Below are 22,871 nucleotides of genomic sequence, written 5' to 3'. Positions count from 1 at the left end.
ACACCGCGCTAACCCTCGCAGCACCGACAATGCAGTCCTGTCCCTGCAACGAGAGTAGATGAAGATGGCCGAGTGGATCACCCTGGATACGCACCACGGCCCCGTCCGGGCCTGGCAGGCACTCCCCGAGGGCACCGCGCGAGGCGGGCTGGTGGTGGTGCAGGAAATCTTCGGCGCCAACCCGCACATCCGCGGCGTGGCCGAGCGCTTCGCCGCCGAGGGCTATGCGGTGCTGGCACCGTCGTTCTTCGACCTGGTCGATGGCCCCGATGCCGACCCGGACGCCCTGCCCTACGACGCCGACGGCGTGAAGCAGGGCCTGGAACGGGTCAGCGCGCTGGGCATGGAGAAGGCGCTGGAAGTGGTCCGCGCGGCAGCCACCCGGCTTGCCCCCTACGGCAAGGTCGGCACCGTCGGCTACTGCTGGGGCGGTACGGTAGCGATGCTGTCCGCAGTGCGCCTGGGCCTGCCCTCCGTCAGCTACTACGGCGCGCGCAACGTCCAGTTCCTCGATGAGACGCCGAAGGCGCCGGTGATCTTCCACTTCGGCGCCCAGGACCGCAGCATCCCGCCGGAAGCGGTCCAGGCCCATCGCGAGAAGCTGCCGCAGATGGCCACCTTCGTCTATCCGGCCGACCACGCCTTCAACCGGGAGGTCGGACATGCGTATGATCCAGACAGCGCCGCCCTGGCGCTGCAACGCACCCTGGACTTCTTCTCGGAGCATCTTGGATGAGCGAATTCGAACTCGATTCACGCCTGGCCACCGATAGCGTGCTGGTGGCCGAAGGACCGTTGTCGCAAGTGCGGCTGATGAACGACGAACGATTCCCGTGGCTGGTACTGGTACCGCGCCTGGCCGGGGTCACCGAGTGGATCGAGCTGGACGGCGAGCAGCAGGACAAGCTGCGCACCGAGCTCAACCGCGCCTGCAAGGCCCTGAAGGGCGCCGACGGGGTGGAGAAGATCAACATCGGCGCGTTGGGCAACATCGTGCGCCAGCTGCACTTCCACGTGATCGGCCGCCATGACGGTGATCCGGCCTGGCCGGGCCCGGTCTGGGGCAGCGGTCCCGCGCACCGCTACGAAGCGGCCGCACTGGACCAGCATGTCGCCTACTGGAAGGAACGGCTAGGATATCCGGCCCACACCTGAGCCTTCGCCGACCCGATGCGATTCAACCTCGTTGCCGCCATCCTGCTGATCCTGATCGGCCTGTTCATGCTCGCCAGCAACCTCGGCTGGACGCACCTGAACCTGTCCAAGCTGCTGCTGACCTGGTGGCCGGTGGCGCTGGTGGGTGTCGGGATCGCGATGCTGTTCGGGCGCGGAAAATAACGAAGGCGGCGCATTGCGCCGCCCTCGTTCATGCAGAGCCGAGCCATGCTCGGCTGCCCCGCCTTGAAGCCGAGCATGGCTCGGCTCCACAAACCGCCTGCAATCTTCAGGTCCGCGGCAGGGTCACACCGGTCTGGCCCTGGTACTTGCCGCCACGATCGCGGTACGACGTCTCGCAGATGTCATCGGCCGCGGCCTGGAAGAACAGCATCTGTGCAACGCCTTCGTTGGCGTAGATGCGCGCCGGCAGCGGCGTGGTGTTGCTGAATTCCAGGGTGACGTGGCCTTCCCATTCCGGCTCCAGCGGCGTCACGTTGACGATGATGCCGCAGCGCGCATAGGTGCTCTTGCCCAGGCACACCACCAGGGTGTCGCGGGGGATGCGGAAGTACTCGACGGTACGCGCCAGCGCGAAGCTGTTCGGCGGAATGATGCACTCGTCGGCGGTAATGTCGACGAAGCTGCCCGAGTCGAAATGCTTGGGATCGACGATGGTCGAGTTGATGTTGGTGAACACCTTGAACTCGCGCGAGCAGCGCACGTCGTAGCCATAGCTGGACGTGCCGTAGCTGACGATGCGCTCGCCGTTGGCCTGCTTGACCTGCCCGGCCTCGAACGGCTCGATCATGCCGTGCTGCTCGGACATGCGGCGGATCCAACGGTCACTCTTGATGCTCATGCTTTGTCCTGGGGGATACGAGGGGCGCGAGGATTCTAGCAGGGGGCCGGGCATCGCCGACGGCACCGGCCGAGGTGCTTACAGCAGCGACGACAGGATCGGAATCGACGCCCGCGGGCGCTTGCCCACTTCCTCGATCAGGCGCTGCGCGGCATGGCGGTAGGCCTGCGCCGGCACCGAATCGGGCTGCGCCACGGTGATCGGGGTACCGCTATCGCCCTGCTCGCGGATGCCGATCTGCAGCGGCAGCGATCCCAGCAGCGGCACGCCGTACTGCGCGGCCATGCGCTCGCCACCGCCCTCGCCGAACAGATGCTCGACATGCCCGCAGTGGCTGCAGGTGTGCACGGCCATGTTCTCGACAATGCCCAGCACCGGCACCTCGACCTTCTCGAACATCTTCAGCGCCTTCTTCGCATCCAGCGTGGCGATGTCCTGCGGCGTGGTGACGATCACCGCACCGGCCAGCGGGATCTTCTGGGTCAGAGTCAGCTGGATGTCGCCGGTGCCCGGCGGCAGGTCGATCAGCAGGAAATCCAGGTCATCCCACAGCGTGTCGTTGAACAGCTGGGTCATTGCCGAGGTGGCCATCGGACCGCGCCAGATCATCGGCGTGTCCTCTTCGATCAGGTAACCGATCGACATCGTGTCCACGCCGAACGCGCGCAGGGGCTCGATGCTCTTGTTGTCGGGACTTTCCGGCCGCCCGGACAAGCCCAGCATGGCGGGCACGCTGGGGCCGTAGATGTCCGCGTCCAGCACGCCGACACGTGCGCCCAGCTGCTGCAGCGCCACGGCCAGATTGACCGCGGTGGTCGACTTGCCCACGCCGCCCTTGCCGGAGCCGACCGCGATGACATTGCGGATGCGGGCATGTGGCGTCAGTCCCTTCTGGACCTGGCTGGCATGGGGGCGGCGGGGGGAACTGTTCACAACGGGCACCAGCTGTATCAGGGGGAATAACCCAACATCATACAAGCTGGACGTAGCCTGACTGAAATTCAGGATTGCTACAGATTCGTGCACAGATTGTTAAGTTCATGTTACGTTCCTGAAGCACTGTTTTGGGCTGCGGAGCTGGTTTCCAGCGCGCACGATGGCGCATGCGCAGTGCCGATTTTTGTTTTTGCTCTCTATTGGAACTACATGAAATACGCAAGCAACACCGCACGTCGCAACACGCTCGCCGTCGCCCTGATTTCCGCCCTGATGGCCGCCGCCCCGGCAATGGCCCAGGACAAGGCGACCAACCTGGACAAGATCACCGTCACCGGTTCGCTGATCCCGCAGACCCAGGTTGAAACCCAGACCCCGGTGATGTCCATCACCGCCGAAGACATCCAGACCCGCGGCTTCAGCAGCGTTGCTGAAGTGCTGCAGCAGTCCTCGCTGACCACCGGCGGCCTGCAGGGTGGCCAGACCTCGGGTTCGTTCACCCAGGGCGCTGAAGCAGCCGGCATGTTCGGCCTGAACCCGGGTTACACCAAGTACCTGATCAACGGCCGCCCGATGCTCTCGTATCCGGCGCTGTACAACGGTAGCGACACCTTCAACAACATCAGCGGCATTCCGATCGACATCGTCGAGCGCATCGAAGTGCTGCCCGGTGGCCAGTCCTCGCTGTACGGCTCGGACGCGATCGCCGGTGTGGTCAACATCATCCTGAAGGAGCGCATGGACGGCGGTACGATGACCGTCCGTGGCGGCACCTACACCGAAGGCGGCGGCAGCAATATCCGCTTCAGCGCAGCCAAGGGCTTCAACGCGTTCGACGACCGCTTCCACGCGCTGGTCAACGTGCAGATCGAGAACGGCAGCCCGATCTGGGGCTACCAGCGTGACATCACCAAGCAGAACAACCCGGTCGGCTACACCGCGCAGGTGCCGTCGAACGACTTCGCCGTCATCACCAATGCAGACAACAAGCTGCTGATGATGGACCCGAGTCGCTGCGCCAACGTGGCAGGCCTGTACGACGGCACCACCGTCGTCGGCAAGCGCGCGTCGGGCGAGTCCTGCGGTTCGGTGTACAGCGCCGGCTACAAGACCCTGAAGAACGGCAAGAACAGCGGCCAGTTCTACTCGTCGATGACCTTCGACGTGAACGACAACTTCCAGCTGTTCGCCGACGTGCTGTACAGCAAGGAAAAGACCGAGTTCACCTCCGGCTCCAGCGCCCTGTGGTGGGGCACGAAGTCGGTCATGGGTGGCTTCTACGACCAGGGCGCAGGCAAGGTCGTGAACCTGCAGCGCGCCTTCGCGCCGGAGGAGATCGGCGAGGGCGACTACAACAACATCCTGAACTCCGATGAGAGCCGCGCCTACCAGGTCACCTTGGGCGGCAAGGGCATGGTCGGCGACTGGGATTACAGCGCCAGCTTCACCCGTGGCGAGTACCGCCTGGACCAGAACCGCTTCGTGCGCTGGAAGGACAAGATCGAGGACTTCTTCGGCCAGACCGTGCTGGGCCCGCGCCTGGGCACCTACACCGACCCGAAGGACCCGACCGCCACGTTCGGCATCTACAACCCGAACTACGCTGCCTTCTACTCGCCGATCACCCCGGACCAGTTCGCCAGCTTCACCGGCTACGGCACCCACCGCAGCAAGACCTGGCAGAACCTGGGTCGCGTGCAGGTGACCAACGGCTCGCTGTTCAGCCTGCCGGGCGGTGACGCCGGCCTGGCCGTCGTGCTGGAAGGTGGCAGCGAAGGTTGGGACTACTCGCCGGACCAGGCCTTCGTCGACGGCAACGTGTGGGGCACCACCGCCGTCGCGGGCGCCGGCCACCGCAGCAACTACGCGGTCACCAGCGAACTGCGCATGCCGCTGCTGGAGAAGCTGACCGTCAGCGCCTCGGGCCGTTATGACGCTTTCAAGATCGCCGACAAGACCGTCGACAAGGCCACTTACAGCATCGGCCTGGAATTCCGTCCGATCGAGAGCCTGCTGCTGCGCGGCAAGTACGGCACCGCCTTCCGTGCACCGACCCTGTCCGATGCCTTCCAGGGCATGAGCGGCTCGTACTCGTCCGGCCAGAATGACTACTACCGCTGCAGCCAGCTGGGCTACGGCCTGCGTGACGAGGCCTGCTCGTTCTACAAGAACACCTCGGTGTACAGCGAAAAGTCCGGCAACCCGGACCTGAAGCCGATCACCGCCGACGTGTGGAGCGCAGGCGTGGTGTGGGCCCCGGTGAGCAACTTCTCGCTGTCGGCCGACTACTACAACTGGAAGATCAAGAACGAGGTCAAGACCCTCAGCACCGACCAGCTGCTGCTGGCCGAGTACCAGTGCCACAACGGGCTGCCGAACAACACCTCGGCCAGCTGCCAGAACGTCACCGACTGGGTGTCGCGCGATGCCGGCGGCAACCTGACCCGGGTGTACACGCCGAAGCTCAACGTCGCCAGCCAGAACCTGGAAGCGGTGACGGTGGCGGCCAAGTACCAGCAGGATATCGGCCGCTTCGGCTCGCTGATGTTCTCCGGCAACTACACGAACATGCTGAAGCGTGAAGTGCAGCCGATGCCGGGCGCCGCCAAGCTCGACCTGCTGAGCGATCCGTACAACATGTGGTACTACGACAACTTCGCCAAGGTCCGTGGCGATCTGTCGGTGGCCTGGAACATCGCCAAGTTCACCACCACCGTGTACGCCAACTACGTTGGCAGCACCCCGAACTACCTGGCCTACACCGGCCGCAGCTACGGCTATGTCCACTCTTCCGGCGCCAAGGCCGGCAAGTGGGGTTCGTACACCACGTACAACCTGAGCATGAACTACCAGGCACAGGACGATCTGGTCCTGTCGCTGATGGTCAACAACGTGTTCAACAAGCTGCCGGAAGGCCAGCGCTACAACTACCCGGGCAACGAATCGACCCCGTTCAATGACGGCTTCTACAGCGTCTACGGCCGCCAGATCTCGGCCCAGGTCAAGTACAACTTCTGATCCCGTCGTTTTCCGGACTTCGTGTCTGGACCAGGCCCCGCTTCGGCGGGGCCTTTTTTTTCCTTCTATGCGGCATGGGGAAAGCCCGCGACGTATCGATTGTTAATGTCAGTTGAATTTATCAAATATTCATTTTCCCTGCTTTCCGATAATCCGGAAAACGGCAGAAATGCCTGTGGAGAAGGGGCTTTTCACCAAGCGCGCAACCGTCCGTCACCGACCGTTACAGAACTGCGCAAGGCACGTTAAGCGTGTGTTACGTTGACGCTACGCCGCTAAACCGCATAGGCAAAGCAGCTGAACAGAATCGAAATCCCAGGAAAGGGATACACGCGTCATCACGATCACACGGAGTAATCGCATGTCTCGTCGTCGCTTCGCATTCTCGCACCACCCGCTCACCCACGCCGTCGCCTGCGGCTTGTTGCTGGCCGGCAGCAGCGCCACCGTACTCGCCCAGGACAGCAGCAAGGCCGCGACCAACCTCGACCGGGTCACGGTCACCGGCTCGCTGATCCCGCAGACGCAGATCGAAAACCAGACGCCGGTGCTGACCATCAGCGCCGAGGCGATTCAGGCGCGCGGTTTCTCCAGCGTTGCCGAAGTGTTGCAGCAGTCCTCGTTGACCACCGGCGGCCTGCAAGGCGGCCAGACCTCGGCATCCTTCACCCAGGGTGCTGAAGCGGCTGGCATGTTCGGCTTGAACCCGGGCTACACCAAGTACCTGATCAACGGCCGCCCGATGCTCTCGTATCCGGCGCTGTACAACGGCAGCGACGCGTTCAACAACATCAGCGGCATCCCCATCGACATCGTCGACCGCATCGAGGTGCTGCCCGGTGGCCAGTCATCCCTGTACGGTTCGGACGCGATCGCCGGCGTGGTCAACATCATCCTCAAGGAACGCATGGACGGCGGCACGCTGAACGTGCGCGGCGGCGCCTATTCCGATGGCGGTGGCGCCAGCTTCCGCGTGAGCGGCGCCAATGGCTTCAACAGCAAGGACGATCGCTTCCGCGCCCTGGTCAATGTGCAGTATGAAAAGACCAACCCGATCTGGGGTTACCAGCGCGACATCACCAAGCAGAACAATCCGCATGGCTACACGCGCCAGCTGCCCTCGAACGACTTCCTGGTCTTCGACGCGGATACCAATGATTTCCTGATGATGGATCCGAACAACTGCGCCGGCGTTTCCGGCCAGTTCGGCGGCACCACCATCCTCGGTACGCGCCGCGCTGGACAATCCTGCGGCTCCGCGTTCGGCGCGGGTTACAAGACGATCAAGAACGGCAAGGAAAGCAGCCAGCTCTATTCGTCGCTGACCTACGACGTGAATGACAACCTGCAGCTGTTCGGCGATGTCCTCTACAGCTACGAAACCGTCAAGTACAACACCGGTGCCGGCTACAACTACTGGGGCACGGACATCAGCATGGGTCCGTTCTTCGATCAGTCCAGTGGTCGCTATCTGGGGCTGCAACGCGTGTTCGCACCCGAAGACATCGGCGGCATCGGCTACCGCGACATCATGAATACCGACCGCAGCAAGTCCTATCAGGTCACGCTGGGCGCACGCGGCGCGATCGGCAGCAACTGGGACTACGAGGCCAGCATCACCCACGGCGAGTACAAGCTCAACGAGCGTGGCTATGCGCGCTGGAACGACCCGATCAACAACTGGTTTGCCGACAACGTGCTGGGACCGGTGCTGGGCCAGACCGACGACGGCTACAACATCTACAACCCGAACTGGGGTGCTTTCTATTCCCAGCTGCCGCAAGGGGCCTTCCAGAGCTTCACCGGCTTCACCACCAGCCGCAGCCGCACCTGGCAGACCCAGACCCGCGCGCAGATCACCAACAGCTCGCTGTTCAAGCTGCCCGGTGGCGACGCCGGCTTTGCCGCCGTGGTTGAAGGCGGCAGCGAAGGGTGGAACTACACGCCGGACGTGCGCCTGACCGACGGCACGGTGTTCGGTACCACCTCGGTGGCGGGCAACGGCCATCGCAGCAACTACGCTGTCACCAGCGAACTGCGTCTGCCGTTGCATGACATGCTGACGGTCACCGCTTCCGGCCGCTACGACAACTTCAAGATCGCCGGCCATACCGTAGACAAGCCCACCTACAGCATCGGCCTCGAGTTCCGCCCCTTCGAAAGCCTGCTGGTCCGCGGCAAGTACGGCACCGCGTTCCGCGCCCCGTCCCTGCCCGATGCCTTCCAGGGCAAGAGCGGCTACTACGCCAATGGGTCCAAGGATTACTACCGCTGTGGCCAGCTCGGGTTCGATCCGTCCAACACGGTCGACTGCCGCTACGGCAGCGTGTCGGTGTTCGGCACCCAGTCGGGCAATCCGGAGCTGAAGCCGATTACCGCCGATGTGTGGAACGCGGGCCTGGTGTGGGCGCCGATCAACAACCTGTCGGTGTCCCTGGACTACTACAACTGGAAGATCAAGAACGAGGTCAACACCCTCAGCTCCGACCAGTTGCTGCTGGCCGAGTACTACTGCCGCAACGGCCTGACCAACACCGCTGGCGCCACCTGCGAGGAAGTGGCCAACTGGGTCACCCGTGATGCCACCGGCGCGCTGGAGGAGATCTACACGCCGAAGCTGAACGTGGCACGGCAGAACCTCGAGGCGGTCACTGCCAGCTTCAAGTACGTGCAGGACATCGGTCGCTTCGGTTCGCTGCAGTTCTCCAGCAACTACACCAACATACTCAAGCGTGAACTGCAGCCGCAGCTCAACGACCCGTTCCTGGATCTGCTGGGCAACCCGTACGCAATGTGGGTGTACGACTCCTACGCCAAGGTCCGGGCTGACGGCTCGATCGGCTGGGCGATCGACAAGTTCACCACCACGCTGTACTTCAATTACATCGGCCGCACGCCGAACTACCTGTCCTACCTGGGCCGTGGCTATGACTATGTCGATCCGACGTCCGGCTACAAGGCTGGCAAGTGGGGCTCTTACACGACGTACAACCTGAGCGTGAACTACCGCGCGATGGACAACCTGACGTTCTCGCTGATGGTCAACAACCTGTTCAACAAGGTACCGGACAACCAGCAGCACTCCTACGCGGGCAACATCGACGTGCCGTACAACAACTCGCTCTACAACGCCTACGGGCGCGCTATCTACGTCCAGGCCCAGTACGACTTCGGCAGGAAGTAAGCACAGCCAAACGCACATGGAAGCAGAGGCCCCGCTCCGGCGGGGCTTTTTTTTGCCTGCGTGGGTCTTCCACCGCTTCTCTCCGGATGCTGCGCGTCGGTGACCATCCTTGATCGTTAGCGGCTGGATTCATGAATGTCAGAAAAATATGACAATTCCACCTCATGCAGCGATCGCGCCGCCCATCACATGACAATGATTTTATATGTATTTTCGCAGAACTTAGCTTCAATATTGCGTTTTTTACCAACCCGGAGTTTTTCCAAGTCTTGTCACCTAAAAAATTTCATTCAGGATTCATTGCATTTTTGTTCACGAGGCATTTATAAATGAGGCACGCCGTTTGTGACCGCGTTCCTGTTTGGCCACGAGGCGCACCCACTACACCCCGGAGAGAGTCCTGATGCAAACGAAGTTCTGGCGCCGCGCGGCGCTGGCTACCGCCCTGTCTGGTTGCCTTTTCTCGATCGCCCACGCTCAGTCCGTGACCGGTTACATCTACGGCCAGGCGCCGGCCGGCGCGGGTTCGAGCGTGGTTGTCCGCAACCTGGGGACCGGCGCCACGCGCACCCTGCCGGTTGATGCCAATGGTCGTTACCGCGTGTCCGACCTGCCCAACGGCCGCTACTCGGTGGAACTGCGCCGTGACGGCGCCACGGTCACGACACAGAATGACGTGGCGGTCAACATCGCCTCCGGCACCGAGGTCTCCTTCGCCGGCGGCAAGGCGACTGATCTGGACGGCATCGTGGTGCGCGCCGCGTCGATGGCATCGATCGACGTTTCGCAGGTCGATACCCGGACCGTCTTCAGCTACGAAGACCTGCGCAGCCTTCCGCTGCCGCGCGACATCACTGCTGTTGCCCTGCTGGCACCCGGTGCGATCGCCAGCAACAGCTACAGCGGCGTACCCAGCTTCGGCGGTTCTGCTGCGTCGGAGAATGCCTATTACATCAACGGCTTTGCGGTAACCAACCCGCTGACCAGCATCGGCTCGACCACACTGCCCTTTGAGGCCATCGCCCAGGAACAGGTCCTCACCGGCGGCTATGGCGCGGACTTTGGGCGCTCCACCGGTGGCGTGGTCAACATCGTGACCCGTCGCGGCACCAACGAATGGAAGGCCGGTGCGTACGAGATCTGGAGCCCGGAATCGCTGCGCGCATCTCCGCGCAACATGTATTACGCCAACACCGGCCACTTTACCGCCAATGATCCGCGCGGCGCGGCTTACCAGACCGATGGCAAGCTGTATCAGTACCGCAACAAGAACAACTCCTGGCAGAACACCACCGGTGCCTATGTCGGCGGCCCGATCGTCCAGGACAAGCTGTTCTTCTTCGTCAACGGCGAGTTCACCAAGACTGACGGCACCAGCGCCCGCTACGCGACCAACACCAGCCCGGCCAACCTGACCCGCGGTTGGAACGAGTACACCTATGAATATCCGCGCTGGACGGCGAAGATCGACTGGAACATCACCGACAACCACGTCATCGAGCTGACAGGTGTGTCTGACGTTACCAAGTACGACGCCGAGTACTACTCGTTCGACTACAACAAGTTCACACATGGCGACGTGCAGACCGGCGGCATCAGCACCAAGGAAGACTCCAAACTCTACATCGGCAAGTACACCGGCTACCTGACCGACAACCTGACCCTGTCGGCGCTGTACGGTCGCCAGAAGATCGAACACTCGCAGGGCCTGTACAACTACGACGCAAGCTGCCCGTACATCAGTGCCGGAACCACTGCACGCGTGCCGGGCCTGAACTACAGCGGCTGCCAGAGCACGACCTCGCTGGTCAATGCCGACGGCGCCTTCGACGAGACCAAGGGCGGGCGTATCGACCTGACCTGGCGTCTGGGCAACCATGAACTCCGCTTCGGCTTCGACCGCCAGGATGCAGAGTCGCTGACCGGCACCGAGTATCCGGGTGGCTACGGCTGGATCTATCGTCGCTCCACCAACCCGAACACCCCGATCGATGCATCGCACGGCGTGAGCTCGGCAGCTTCCGGTGGCGGCCTGGGCGCACAGGGCTACTACGTCTATCGCCTGTACAGCACCAAGCTGGCACAGCCGAAGACCGAGCAGGCCTCGCAGTACATCGAAGACCGCTGGCAGGTTTCGGACAACGTTTTGCTATCGCTGGGTCTGCGCAACGAACAGTTCACCAACTACACCGGCACGGGCGAGAAGTATGCGAGCCAGAAGACGCAGCTGGCACCGCGTCTGGGCGTGGCCTGGGACGTTCATGGCGACTCGTCGCTGAAGTTGTTCGCCAATGCCGGTCGCTACCACCTGGCCATGCCGAACAACGTGGCAGTGCGTGCAGCCTCCGGCTCGCTCAACACCAACGAGTACTTCACCTACACCGGCGTCGATCCGACCACCGGTGCACCGACGGGGCTCAATTCCATTCCGGTCGATGCCTCGAAGGGGTACCTGTGCCCGGGCACCAACGCTGTCGCCAGCAACCTGGAATGCGGCAGTGCGCCGAATCCGCGCACCTTGGCCGCAGTGGACATGAAGTCGCACTACCAGGACGAGTACATCATTGGCATGGAGCAGCAGCTTGCGGCTGATACCGTCTGGGGCGCGAAGTTCACCTACCGCGAACTGAAGAGCGCGATCGACGACACCTGCACCCCCGCGCTGGGCGGCGCATGCTTCCTGTTCAACCCCGGCGTGGGCAACACCTTCTGGGAAGAACAGGCCGATGGCAGCTACGAGAAGGTGCACTATTCGGCAGCTGACCTTGGCCTGCCCAAGCTCAAGCGCAAGTACTACGCGCTGGACCTGTTCCTGGAGAAGCGTACGGACAACTGGTACGGCAAGGTCATGTACACCTTCAGCCGCAACTACGGCAATACCGAAGGCCAGCTGAACTCCGACCTGGATACCGGTACCGGTGGCCAGGAAGATGTGTCGGTCACCCAGGACTGGGATCTGCCGCAGCTGATGCAGGGCGCCAATGGGCTGCTGCCGAACCACCGTGGCCATGTGCTCAAGGCGTTCGGCTACATGAAGCTGACCCCCGAGTGGCGCGTGGGTGGCAGCCTGACCGTTGCCGAAGGTCGTCCGAACAACTGCACCAGCATGTACCCGACCCCAGACAAGGGCCTCTACGATGGCTCCTACTATTGGTACTGCGGCCTGCCGGGCAGCGGCACCACACCGGGCACGGCCGGTTACGTGCCGCCGTCGGCGGACTACGGTTCCTCGCCGCGCGGTTCGCACGGCAAGGCACCGTGGCAGTTCAACCTGGGGCTGAATGTCGCGTACACGCCGGATTGGGCGAAGGGCCTGACCCTGCAGGCCGATGTGATCAACCTGCTGAATCGCCAGGTGGCTGGCAGCACGTACTCGCGTTACGCCGCCTCGCCGTACCGCGGCGCAGCGGACTACAACCCGGAGTACGGTCGTGACCTGAACTACTCGACCCCGCGCTACTTCCGCTTCACTGCCCGATACGATTTCTGATCATCCGGCAGCATCGTTGACCCCGAGGGCCCGTGCGATCCGCACGGGCCCTTCTTTTTTCCTTTCGTGGCGCGTCGCCGTCGGCCCCTTGCGCCCGGCCATGACCTTCGACACCCTTGCAGGGCAAGCCGGCGGCGTATCGTTCGGCCCACGGCCGTCCCTGCGGCCCTTCCCTGACTCACTCGGCCTGGAGGCCATCAAAGTGACCCGTACTCCCAAGATCGTGCTGCTGACCCTGGCCGTTTCGGCCGCGCTGGTTGGCTGCGGCAAGAACGAAACCCCGGCCAAGGACGCCACCGCCTCCACGCCGGCTGCCGCCGAAGCCACCCAGTACACCCTGGACGAGAGCAAGCTGCCGGCCTACAACGCCTTCCAGCCCAGCGACCTGGATGCCAGCAAGGACGCCTGCGGCGCCTTCGGCGACTACGTGAACAGCAAGTGGCTGGCCGCCAATGAAATCCCGGGCGACCGCACCAGCTGGGGCGCGTTCACCATCCTCGACGAGCGCTCGGTGGCCGTGCAGCACCAGCTGGCCGAACAGGTCGCGCAGGTGAAGACTCCGAACCACATCGAGAAGATCGTCGGCGACCTGTGGGCCACCGGCATGGACGAGGCCAAGATCAACGCCCAGGGCATCGAGCCGCTGAAGGCCGACCTGACCGCGATCGATGGCCTGCAGGACAAGGCGGCCATCGCCAATTACCTGCGCTCCAGCGCCGCCAAGGGTGACAACGTTCTGTTCGGCTTCGGCGCCGAAGCCGACTTCAAGAACTCGGCCGTGAACATGGCCTACGCCAGCCAGGGCGGCCTGGGCCTGCCGGACAGCACCTACTACACCGATGCCAAGAACGCCGACAAACTGAAGGCCTACCAGGCGCACGTCGCCAAGGTGCTGGAGCTGTCCGGCGTCGCTGCTGCCGACGCTGCCAAGCAGGCCGAGGACGTGGTCAAGTTCGAGACCCGCCTGGCCAAGGCGTCCAAGTCGCGCGTCGAACTGTCGCGCAACGTCGAGCTGTACTACAACCCGGTCACCGTGGCCGACGCGGACAAGCTGACCCCGAACTTCAGCTGGACCGAGTTCTTCAAGTCGCAGGGCGTGGCCGCACCGGAGAAGTTCTCGCTGGCCATGCCGGCCTTCCATGAGGAAGTGAGCAAGGCGCTGGGCGACACCGATCCGTCGGTGTGGCGTGCCTACCTGCGCTTCCACACCGTGGACAGCGCCTCGCCGTACCTGGCCGACGCCTTCGTGCAGGAGAACTACGAGTTCTACGGCAAGACCCTCAACGGCCAGAAGGAGCAGAAGCCGCGCTGGAAGCGTGTGCTGGGCACCATCGAGAATGACGCCGGTGAAGCGTTCGGCCAGCTGTACGTGAAGGTGGCCTTCTCGCCGGAAGCCAAGGCGAAGATGGAAGAACTGGTGAAGAACCTGGCCGCCTCGCTGAAGGACCGCATCCAGGGCCTGAGCTGGATGAGCGATGAAACCAAGGCCAAGGCCATCGCCAAGTGGGAAACCTTCACCCCGAAGATCGGCTACCCGGACAAGTGGCGTGACTGGTCGGGCCTGCAGACCCAGCGCGACAGCTTCCTGGGCAACGTGCGCGCGGCCAACGAATTCAACTACAAGTTCAACCTGTCCAAGATCGGCAAGCCGGTGGACAAGACCGAGTGGGGCATGACCCCGCAGACGGTCAACGCCTACTACAACCCGCTGCAGAACGAGATCGTGTTCCCGGCCGCCATCCTGCAGCCGCCGTTCTTCGATCCGAAGGCCGACGACGCACTGAACTACGGCGGCATCGGCGCGGTGATCGGCCACGAAATGACCCACGGTTACGACGACCAGGGCGCACGTTTCGGGCCGACCGGCAACATGGAAGACTGGTGGACCGCCGCTGACAAGAAGAACTTCGAAGGCCTGACCGGCAAGCTGGTCAAGCAGTTCGACCAGTACAAGGTCGACGGCCAGGCGGTGAACGGCCACCTGACCCTGGGTGAGAACATCGCCGACCTGGGCGGCCTGGCTACCGCCTACGATGCCCTGCAGAAGGCCAGCGCCGGCAAGGAAGACCCGAAGGTGGACGGCTTCACCCGCGACCAGCGCTTCTTCTTCAACTGGGCCACCGTGTGGCGCACCAAGTACACCCCGGAGAACGCCAAGGTCCGCCTGGCGACCGACCCGCACGCCCCGGCGCAGTTCCGCGCCATGGGTGCGCCGTCGAACCTGCCGACCTTCGCGGCCGCGTTCCAGTGCAAGGCCGGTTCGCCGATGGCCCGCAGCGGCGACCAGCAGGTGGTGATCTGGTAAGCCACGGCTGACGCCGCGGCAGACCTGCAGAGGCCCGGGAATTCCCGGGCCTTTGTTTTTCCGGGGTGTTTTTCATCCACGCATGGTGTGGATCCAATGATCTCGGCGCTCCCCGCTAGCGGCCGACCCTGGTCGGCGAAAGCAGCGTGATGCGTGCATGCCGCGTCGATGCGCGGCTTGCTATAGTGCGCGCGCCCTCAATCCATCACGGATTCGTTCCACATGCCCAATTTCCGTCCGCTTGCCATCGCCCTGGGCATCAGCCTGGCGACCCTGGTCCCGACCCATGATGCGTTCGCCGCCGCCAAGAAGAAGGCCGCGCGCGCCCCGGCCGTCAGCGCCCAGTGCAGCGACTTCTATGACGCCACCAACGCAGGCTGGCTGAAGGCCAACCCGGTGCCACAGACCGGTGCCACCACCGCGCTGGGCCAGCTGGTCGACCGCAGCCGCCAGCAGCAGCGTGAACTGCTCGACGCAGCGATGAAGGCGCCGCAGGGCAACGTGCAGAAACTGCTGGGCGACTTCTGGGCCAGCGGCCTGGACGAAGCCGCCGTGGAAGCCGACGGATCCAATCCGATCGCCCCGCTGCTGACCCGCATCAACGCCATCAAGAAGGCCAAGGATGTGCCGGCCTCGATCGCCGCGCTGCACCAGGTCGGCATCCCGGTGGCCTTCAACTTCGGCCCGGACGTGGACCTGAAGGCGCTGGACCGCCACATCGGTTACTTCATGCAGGGCGGCATGGGCCTGCCGGACCCGGCGTTCTACACCCGCACCGACGCCGACACCGTTGCGCTGATGGGCCGCTACCGCAATTACGTCAAGCAGATCCTGGCACTGACCGGCACTCCGGCCGCCAAGCTGGATGCCGAGTCGCAATCGGTGATCGCACTGGAAACCGAACTGGCGCGCAACGCGCAGTCGCTGGCCGGCATCAACAACCCGTTCAACAACTACGCGCCGATCTCCACCAAGGAGCTCAACAGCCGCTACCGCAACCTGCAGCTGGATGCCTTCCTGAAGGCCCAGGGCGTGGACGACGATCTGGTCTCGCTGGCCGACCCGGGCCTGTTCAAGCAGCTCGATGGCATGGTCACCAAGCTCAAGCCGGACCAGTGGAAGGCCTACCTGCGCTGGCGCGTGGGCGACTCGATGGCGCCCTACCTGTCCAAGGCCTACCGCGACGCCGAATTCGAATTCCGCGGCCGCGTGCTGCGTGGCGAAACCCTGCCGCCGCAGCGCTGGGAAGACGTGCTGGAGGCGATCAACGTGGCCGCCGGCCCGATGCTCGGTCGCGAATACGCCGCCCGTTACCTGTCGGCCGAAGACCGTCGCCAGGCCGCATGGATCGTCGACAAGGTGCGCGAAGTGCAGATCGAAGCGGTCAAGAACAGCAGCTGGATGAGTGCCGAAGCCAAGACCGAAGCGCAGGCCAAGCTGGCCGCGCTGAAGATCGAGATCGGTACCCCGCTGCGTGATCTCGACTACAGCGTGCAGCCGATGGGCCGTGGTTCGTTTGGCGGCAACATGCTGATCGCGTCGACCTGGCGCCACCGTGAGGAAATGAAGCGCATCGGCAAGGGCAACGCCGACCGCCGCTGGGACGTGCTGCCGCAGCAGCCGTCGCTGGCCTATGACCTGGCGCAGAACCGCCTGATCGTCACCGCTGCGATCCTGCAGGGGCCGGTGTTCAACGCCAAGGCCGACGCTGCCGACAAGTTCGGCAGCTTCGGTGGCCTGGTCGGCCACGAGCTGACCCGTGCGATCGATGCCAAGGGCGCACTGGTCGATGCCAAGGGCGAACTGCGCAGCTGGTGGACGCCGGCCGACAAGACCGCCTGGACCCTGCTCGGCAACCGCGTCGCCGCGCAGTACGGCGCCTACGATTTCCCGGGCGTGAAGGGTGCCAAGGTCAACGGCACGCTCACCCAGGAAGAGAACCTGGCCGACATCGCCGGTCTGGAACTGGCCTGGGCCGCGTACACCGCGCAGGAGCCGAAGGCCAAGCAGGCACAGCAACAGGGCTTCTTCCGCGCCTGGTCGGCACTGTGGGCGCAGCAGCTGTCGCCGAACGAGGCCGTGCGTCGCCTGACCGCCGACATCCGTGCACCGGGCCTGTGGCGCAGCAACGGCACGCTGGCCAACCTGCCGGCGTTCGGTGCCACCTTCAGCTGCAAGGCCGGCCAGCCGATGCAGCGCAGCGAAGCCGAGCAGATCAAGGTCTGGCGCTGAGCCAACTGCTGCAACTGGTAATGCAGAGGGCGCCTTCGGGCGCCCTTTTTTCGCTTGGCGACCCAAAAAAGGGACCCCGGCATGGCCGGGGTCCAGGTCGTTTTCTGGAGAGATCGATCAGGTGCTGCGATCAGAAGTCGTAGGACGCACTGACACGAACCGAACGAGGCGCGCTGAAGTAGGTACCCATGCCGTAGGTGTTGGACACCGTGTAGGGGCCATCTTCATAGACCGCGTCAGACTGCACGGCGCGACGCTGGTTCAGCACATTGAAAACATCCAGGCTGAAAGCCAGCTTGTGATCGGCAAACGAAGGGCGATACATCACGCCCAGATCCAGGCGGGTCGTCCAGGGCTGCCGGCCGGCGTCACCCGGACGCGACGGCTTGCCACCGCAATAGTGATAGGCCGCGTCGTAGCCCAGCGGATCACTCTCATCGGTGCCGTAGTAGCCCAGGCAGCTCTTCGGCGCCCCCGACATGATCCGCAGGGTGGCCGACGCCGACCACTCGTCGTTGAACATATAGGCGCCATAGCCCTTCAGCTGGTGACGGCGGTCGTTCGCCAGATAGCCACCGGCGTATTCCATCAGTGCCGCGGCATCCCAGTCCTGGGTCTTGGAGACGTCATCCTGGCCGATATCCGACTTCACCTGGCCTTCGGTATTGCCGAAGCTGCGCGACCAGGTGTAATCCAGACGTCCGTACCACTTGTCGCTCAGCGGGTGCTCGATGAACAGATCGACGGCGATGTAGTCACGCTTGGCCTTCTTGTTGCCGTAACCCCAGTCGGCGGAGCTCATCTGCACCGGCGTGTAACCCGAGCCATCCGCGTGTCGGATCATGAAGGTGTTGGTCTTGCCCGGATTGAAGATCACACAGCCCGGGACATCGAGATTGCTGTCGTCGACGCCCATCGCGGCAAGCTTGTCGTGGATGCGATCGGAGTCACAGGTATCGTCGATGGCCGTCTGCAGGCGACGATAGGTGAACTTGGCACCGGAGCTCCAGCGCTCGCCCAGCGTCTTCTCGAAGCCAAGGATCAGCTCGTCCTGGTACTGCGACTTCAGGTCGGTCGGCGCAATCGACAACGGATCAGGGGTCTGGCCATATTCATTGTTGGCTGACACCGGGCCCGGGCCCAGAGCGGTCAACCCGGTCGGGTTGCCGTTGGCATCAATTCCGCTATAGGTGAAGTACTCGCGGGTGAACGTCGAGGCGGAAGCACCACGAATGGCAACGCTGTTGGGCAACGCCAGGTAGTAGCGGCCCAGGTTGGCGAACACCTTCAGCGACGAATCGCCAAACACATCCCAGCTCGCGCCCAGGCGCGGCGCCCACTGGTCACCGCTGTCGACGTAAGGCTTGGCCGCACTGTTGTAGTTGGTGAACTTGTCATTGCGGATGCCGAGGGTCACCAACCAGTTCGGCGTGACCTGCCAGCGGTCCTCCAGATAGTAGGCCTTCTGCTTGACCGACATGCTGGTGGTCGTGGAGAAGATGTACTTCTGCACGAAGTAGCCATTGCCGCCCGGCGGGGTGATATCAAAGCCCGGATTCGGCGACGAGGCCGGATCAACACGACCATAGATCCAGGCATACCCCGGCCCGGTCATCGCCTGACCTTCGTTATGCCCCTGGAAGTACATGTTATCGATACCACCGGTCAGCTCGTGGTTGCCGATGCGGTACTGCAGGTCTACACGCAGGCCTCGGGTCTTGCTGCCCGCATCTGACGACTTGGTATAGAGCGCCGACTGGTCGTTGCGGATGGGGCGGCCACCGGTAATGGACGGATCCTGATTGCCCGGGCTGCTGAGATAGGGGTTGGCCGTATCCAGCGGATTCGACTCCAGATTGCTCTCCTTGCTGCGACCCCATACCGCACTCAGGGTCAGGTCATCGTTCAGGTAGCCGGTGTACTTGAAGATGTCAAAGTCGTCCTTGAGCTTCGTGGTGTTCGGGAACGTGCCGGTGCGATCACCTTCGGCCAGGTCCTCGTAGTCGAACGATCGGTAGTAGCCACCGTTGCGATCGGTGTTCTGCACGCGGGTGTATTCCAGCGTGTTGCTATCGTTGATGTTCCAGTCGATCTTTCCATAGAACTTCGGCGCATCAATGGTGTAGTGGTTGCGCACCTGCTGCGTTGCTGCAGAGCTGTTCGTGGACACACCTTCGGTGCGGTCCTTTTCCGCAGCCAAGTGAATGAACAGACGATCCTCGATCAGCGGGCCACTGGCATAGCCACTGTAGGTGGTACGCGTGGCGACATCGTCCTTGCGATAGCGATAGAGCGAACCAGGCAACGAGTCATCGGTGTAGCTGTATCCATCTGGCAGCTGGCGATTGGGATAGATGACAGTGGCCGCAGAAGCCGACAGCGAGTCCGGGGCCCAGGTGGCCTGCACGCCGAAATGCCATTCATTGGTGCCGCGCTTGCCGAGCTGGTTAATCACACCACCGGTGGAGCGCCCGTATCCCGCTCCGTAGCCGCCCATGAACGTTTCCTGCTGGTCGATCGACCCATAGGGCAGGCTGATACCACCCAGGTTGCTGAGCGGATTGTTGGCCAGGAAGCCATTCAGATAGTAGGCATTCTCAGTAACACTGGAACCACCGAAAGACAGCACCGAACGCGAGCCATTGCTGAACGCGCCACTGCCTGCGACAACACCTGGCGCGAGCAATGCGATGGCTTCGGCGCTGCGCCCCAGTGGCAACACATCCAGTTGCTCGGACGTAATGACCGACTTGGACACCGTATTGGTGACATCGATCTTCGGCACATTCGCCGCGACGACGTTCACGGCCTCCAGCGTGGTGGCGGCACTGCTGCCACCGGCAAACGATACCTCGGTGCCAACGCCGACCTTCAGCAGAACATTCTCGCGCTGATCGACGGTCCGGCCGTCACGCTGCTGGATGATGGTGTACTTGCCCACCGGCAACGAGCCGAGGTTGTAGCGGCCATTGCTGTCGACGGTCGCCGAGCGTTTCAGGCCCGTATCGCTCTGCACGACGATGGTCGTGCCGGCAGGCGCACTGCCGTACAACGAACCGGTCGTGCTCTGCGCGGCTGCGGCGCCGATGAAAGAAGTCAGGACGACCGCCAAGGCGGTGCGCTTCAACCTTGCGACGTGCTTGCTGCTGGTCATGGAGTTTCCTTGATTCGGTGAAGATCAGGCTGCAGTTGCAGAATTGCTGCACGGAAGCGACAGCCCCATGTAGCTGAACCAAATATTAATTTCATCAATTCTTAATTTGCAATGGCAGCTGAACAAAAATAACCAATTGAAATTGAAAGAAAAGTTTTGATACAAACATGAACTTTGTTCAAGTTTTGTTTATTAATCAGCCGCTTGCAGCCCGCTCCACCCGTTACCGCCCCCCCAGTCTCCGCTCACCGTGATACCCATCCCGGCTTAACACCCGGCGTGCTATCGCTGCGGCTTCGTCCATCGCGGAGCCCCGACATGGCACACAAGAACACCATCTGTGTCTGGTACGACAACGGCGCGCTCGAGGCCGCCACCTTCTATGCCAGCCTCCTGCCCGACAGCGCGGTCACCGCCGTGCATCACGCGCCGGGCGACTACCCGGATGGCAAGGAAGGCAACGTGCTGACCGTCGAATTCACCGTCTGCGGCATTCCCTGCGTCGGCCTCAACGGCGGCAGCGCGTTCAAGCACAGCGAAGCGTTCTCCTTCCAGATCCAGACCGAGGACCAGGCCGAGACCGACCGCCTGTGGAATGCGATCGTCGGCAACGGTGGCCAGGAGAGCCAATGCGGCTGGTGCAAGGATCGCTGGGGCATCTCCTGGCAGATCAGCCCGCGCATGCTCATCGAAGCGGTGACCAGCAAGGACAAGGCACTGGCCAAGCGCGCCTTCAACGCGATGATGCCGATGAAGAAGATCGACATCGCCACCATCGAAGCGGCAATAAAAGAAGGGGACGGAGGGGATTAAGTCGTTTCTTCCCATCGCCGCTGGTCCCGTGCCAATTGCGACTTAATCCCCTCCGTCCCTTTTTTCAGAGGTGCTGATGTCCTGGGATGCAATCATCATCGGGGGTGGCCACAACGGTCTGGTCTGTGCGGCCTATCTGGCGAAGGCCGGAAAGAACGTGCTGGTCCTTGAACGGCGCGGCGTGCTCGGCGGAGCGGCGGTCACCGAGGAGTTCCATCCCGGCTTCCGCAACTCGGTGGCGTCGTACACGGTGTCGCTGTTGCAACCGAAGGTGATCGAAGACCTGCAACTGCATGCGCATGGGCTGCGCATTGTCACGCGCCCGGCCAACAACTTCCTGCCATTGCCCGACGACCGCTACCTGTTGTCGGCACCTGGCCGCACCCAGGCCGAAGTCGCTGGATTCTCCGCTCGGGATGCACAGCGCCTGCCAGCGTACGAAGCACGCCTGGAGATCTTCGCCGATGTACTGCGCGCGTGGGCTCTCCGCGCGCCACCGGACATCGGCGTCGCCGGCGGCTGGCGCGGCCTGCCCGCACTTTGGCAGATGGGGAAGCTCGGCCGCGAACTGGCGGCGCTGGATGCACCGCTGCGGCAGGAGCTGCTGGACCTGTTCACTCTGTCGGCGGCGGAATACCTGGACCGCTGGTTCGAGAGCGAGCCGATCAAGGCGCTGTTCGGCTTCGATGGCATCGTCGGCAACTATGCCAGTCCATACACACCGGGCAGCGCCTACGTGTTGCTGCATCACGTGTTCGGCCAGTGCAATGGCGTGAAGGGTGCATGGGGCCATGCGATGGGTGGCATGGGCGCGATCAGCCAGGCCATCGCCAGCGCCGCGCGCGAGGCCGGGGCCGAACTGCGCGTGGATGCCGGCGTGCGACGGATACTGACCGAACAGGGCCGCACCGTGGGGGTGGAACTGGCCAACGGCGAAACCCTGCGTGCACGCGCGGTGGTCGCCAACGTCAATCCGAAGCTGCTGTACGAACAGCTGCTGGAGCCGGCGCAGGTACCGGCTGCCACACGCGAACGCATGACGAACTGGCGCTGCGGTTCCGGCACCTTCCGGATGAACGTGGCGCTGTCGCGGCTGCCGGAGTTCCGCGCCCTGCCCGGTCCGGGCGATCACCTCAGCGCCGGCATCATCATGGCACCCAGCCTGGACTACATGGATCGCGCCTGGCTGGATGCGCGCCGCGACGGTTGGTCGCGCGAACCGATCGTGGAAATGCTGATACCCAGTACGCTGGACGATTCACTGGCACCGCCCGGGCAGCATGTGGCCAGCCTGTTCTGCCAGCATGTGGCGCCGGTACTTCCTGATGGGCGTCACTGGGATGACCACCGCGAGACGGTAGCCGACCTGATGATCGCTACCGTTGAACGCTATGCGCCCGGCTTCGCTGACAGCGTGCTCGGTCGTCAGGTGCTGTCCCCGCTCGATCTGGAACGCACCTTCGGCCTGGTCGGCGGCGACATCTTCCACGGCGCACTGAGCGCCAACCAGTTGTTCTCGGCGCGGCCGATGGTCGGCCAGGCCGGCTATCGCGGCGCCCTTCCCGGCCTGTATCTGTGTGGGTCGGGTACCCATCCCGGCGGTGGTGTTACCGGTGCACCGGGGCACAATGCGGCGCAGGTGGTGCTGCGGGACCTGTAGCGGTGTGCCGACCAACGGTCGGCACCTGGGCGTCAAGTGATCCCATTCAAAGCGTGCCAACC

13 protein-coding genes are annotated in these 22,871 nt (G+C 63.3%); 10 read left to right on the top strand and 3 right to left on the bottom strand.

Going from position 1 to position 22,871, the window contains the following annotated elements:
- Window positions 1-64: 64 nt before the first annotated feature.
- From AC5P78_RS01020 to AC5P78_RS01010, 3 genes are read left to right on the top strand one after another with little or no spacing between them, the layout of a single operon-like run.
- Window positions 65-736: a dienelactone hydrolase family protein gene (locus AC5P78_RS01020; RefSeq protein WP_012480901.1), complete on the top strand. Its 672-nt coding sequence runs from the start codon at window positions 65-67 to the stop codon at window positions 734-736.
- Entirely contained in the window at window positions 733-1,155 is a 423-nt protein-coding gene (locus AC5P78_RS01015) for an HIT domain-containing protein (protein ID WP_005410497.1), read from the top strand. The genes AC5P78_RS01020 and AC5P78_RS01015 overlap by 4 nt, the downstream gene beginning before the upstream one ends.
- Window positions 1,156-1,170: 15 nt before the next feature.
- A complete protein-coding gene (locus tag AC5P78_RS01010; RefSeq protein ID WP_005410498.1) occupies window positions 1,171-1,338 on the top strand; it encodes a LiaI-LiaF-like domain-containing protein in 168 nt (55 codons plus the stop codon).
- A 106-nt stretch (window positions 1,339-1,444) separates the two neighbouring features.
- Here the strand turns inward: AC5P78_RS01010 and dcd are convergent, their stop codons facing one another.
- Window positions 1,445-2,017 (bottom strand): dCTP deaminase, encoded by a 573-nt coding sequence (gene dcd, locus AC5P78_RS01005; RefSeq protein ID WP_005410499.1) that lies wholly within the window; start codon window positions 2,015-2,017, stop codon window positions 1,445-1,447.
- Between the two features lie 78 nt (window positions 2,018-2,095).
- Entirely contained in the window at window positions 2,096-2,950 is an 855-nt protein-coding gene (gene apbC / locus AC5P78_RS01000) for an iron-sulfur cluster carrier protein ApbC (RefSeq protein WP_024956337.1), read from the bottom strand.
- A gap of 213 nt (window positions 2,951-3,163) precedes the next feature.
- Between apbC and AC5P78_RS00995 the strand changes: the two genes are divergently transcribed.
- The 5 genes from AC5P78_RS00995 (at window position 3,164) to AC5P78_RS00975 (ending at window position 17,182) form a co-directional block, all read left to right on the top strand.
- Window positions 3,164-5,971, top strand: coding sequence for a TonB-dependent receptor plug domain-containing protein (locus tag AC5P78_RS00995; protein ID WP_012480903.1), 2,808 nt, complete (start codon window positions 3,164-3,166; stop codon window positions 5,969-5,971).
- A gap of 361 nt (window positions 5,972-6,332) precedes the next feature.
- Complete coding sequence (locus AC5P78_RS00990; RefSeq protein WP_262101872.1) at window positions 6,333-9,155, top strand: TonB-dependent receptor domain-containing protein; 2,823 nt, start codon at window positions 6,333-6,335, stop codon at window positions 9,153-9,155.
- Between the two features lie 403 nt (window positions 9,156-9,558).
- Window positions 9,559-12,645, top strand: coding sequence for a TonB-dependent receptor (locus AC5P78_RS00985; protein ID WP_005414103.1), 3,087 nt, complete (start codon window positions 9,559-9,561; stop codon window positions 12,643-12,645).
- Window positions 12,646-12,847: 202 nt separating this feature from the next.
- Window positions 12,848-14,950: a M13 family metallopeptidase gene (locus AC5P78_RS00980; protein WP_197634432.1), complete on the top strand. Its 2,103-nt coding sequence runs from the start codon at window positions 12,848-12,850 to the stop codon at window positions 14,948-14,950.
- 222 nt (window positions 14,951-15,172) lie between these two features.
- Window positions 15,173-17,182, top strand: a complete 2,010-nt coding sequence (locus tag AC5P78_RS00975) for a M13 family metallopeptidase (RefSeq protein ID WP_005414105.1) — start codon at window positions 15,173-15,175, stop codon at window positions 17,180-17,182.
- 130 nt (window positions 17,183-17,312) lie between these two features.
- Here the strand turns inward: AC5P78_RS00975 and AC5P78_RS00970 are convergent, their stop codons facing one another.
- Window positions 17,313-20,336 (bottom strand): TonB-dependent receptor, encoded by a 3,024-nt coding sequence (locus AC5P78_RS00970; protein ID WP_049459373.1) that lies wholly within the window; start codon window positions 20,334-20,336, stop codon window positions 17,313-17,315.
- A gap of 318 nt (window positions 20,337-20,654) precedes the next feature.
- Between AC5P78_RS00970 and AC5P78_RS00965 the strand changes: the two genes are divergently transcribed.
- Both AC5P78_RS00965 and AC5P78_RS00960 read left to right on the top strand, forming a co-directional pair.
- Window positions 20,655-21,149, top strand: coding sequence for a VOC family protein (locus AC5P78_RS00965; protein ID WP_049459374.1), 495 nt, complete (start codon window positions 20,655-20,657; stop codon window positions 21,147-21,149).
- A 76-nt stretch (window positions 21,150-21,225) separates the two neighbouring features.
- A complete protein-coding gene (locus AC5P78_RS00960) occupies window positions 21,226-22,809 on the top strand; it encodes a phytoene desaturase family protein (protein ID WP_062606189.1) in 1,584 nt (527 codons plus the stop codon).
- The last annotated feature ends 62 nt before the right edge of the window (window positions 22,810-22,871 follow it).

This window comes from Stenotrophomonas sp. YJH_SMC_133, assembly GCF_059370655.1.
The sequence above is the reverse complement of the archived record's forward strand: the minus strand, read 5'-3'. Positions and strand labels throughout refer to the sequence as shown.

Coding starts and splice junctions, on each gene's coding strand:
- AC5P78_RS01020 (WP_012480901.1), top strand. CDS start 65: ATGGCCGAGTGGATCACCCTGGATACGCACCACGGCCCCGTCCGGGCC.
- AC5P78_RS01015 (WP_005410497.1), top strand. CDS start 733: ATGAGCGAATTCGAACTCGATTCACGCCTGGCCACCGATAGCGTGCTG.
- AC5P78_RS01010 (WP_005410498.1), top strand. CDS start 1,171: ATGCGATTCAACCTCGTTGCCGCCATCCTGCTGATCCTGATCGGCCTG.
- dcd (WP_005410499.1), bottom strand. CDS start 2,017: ATGAGCATCAAGAGTGACCGTTGGATCCGCCGCATGTCCGAGCAGCAC.
- AC5P78_RS00995 (WP_012480903.1), top strand. CDS start 3,164: ATGAAATACGCAAGCAACACCGCACGTCGCAACACGCTCGCCGTCGCC.
- AC5P78_RS00990 (WP_262101872.1), top strand. CDS start 6,333: ATGTCTCGTCGTCGCTTCGCATTCTCGCACCACCCGCTCACCCACGCC.
- AC5P78_RS00985 (WP_005414103.1), top strand. CDS start 9,559: ATGCAAACGAAGTTCTGGCGCCGCGCGGCGCTGGCTACCGCCCTGTCT.
- AC5P78_RS00975 (WP_005414105.1), top strand. CDS start 15,173: ATGCCCAATTTCCGTCCGCTTGCCATCGCCCTGGGCATCAGCCTGGCG.
- AC5P78_RS00970 (WP_049459373.1), bottom strand. CDS start 20,336: ATGACCAGCAGCAAGCACGTCGCAAGGTTGAAGCGCACCGCCTTGGCG.
- AC5P78_RS00965 (WP_049459374.1), top strand. CDS start 20,655: ATGGCACACAAGAACACCATCTGTGTCTGGTACGACAACGGCGCGCTC.
- AC5P78_RS00960 (WP_062606189.1), top strand. CDS start 21,226: ATGTCCTGGGATGCAATCATCATCGGGGGTGGCCACAACGGTCTGGTC.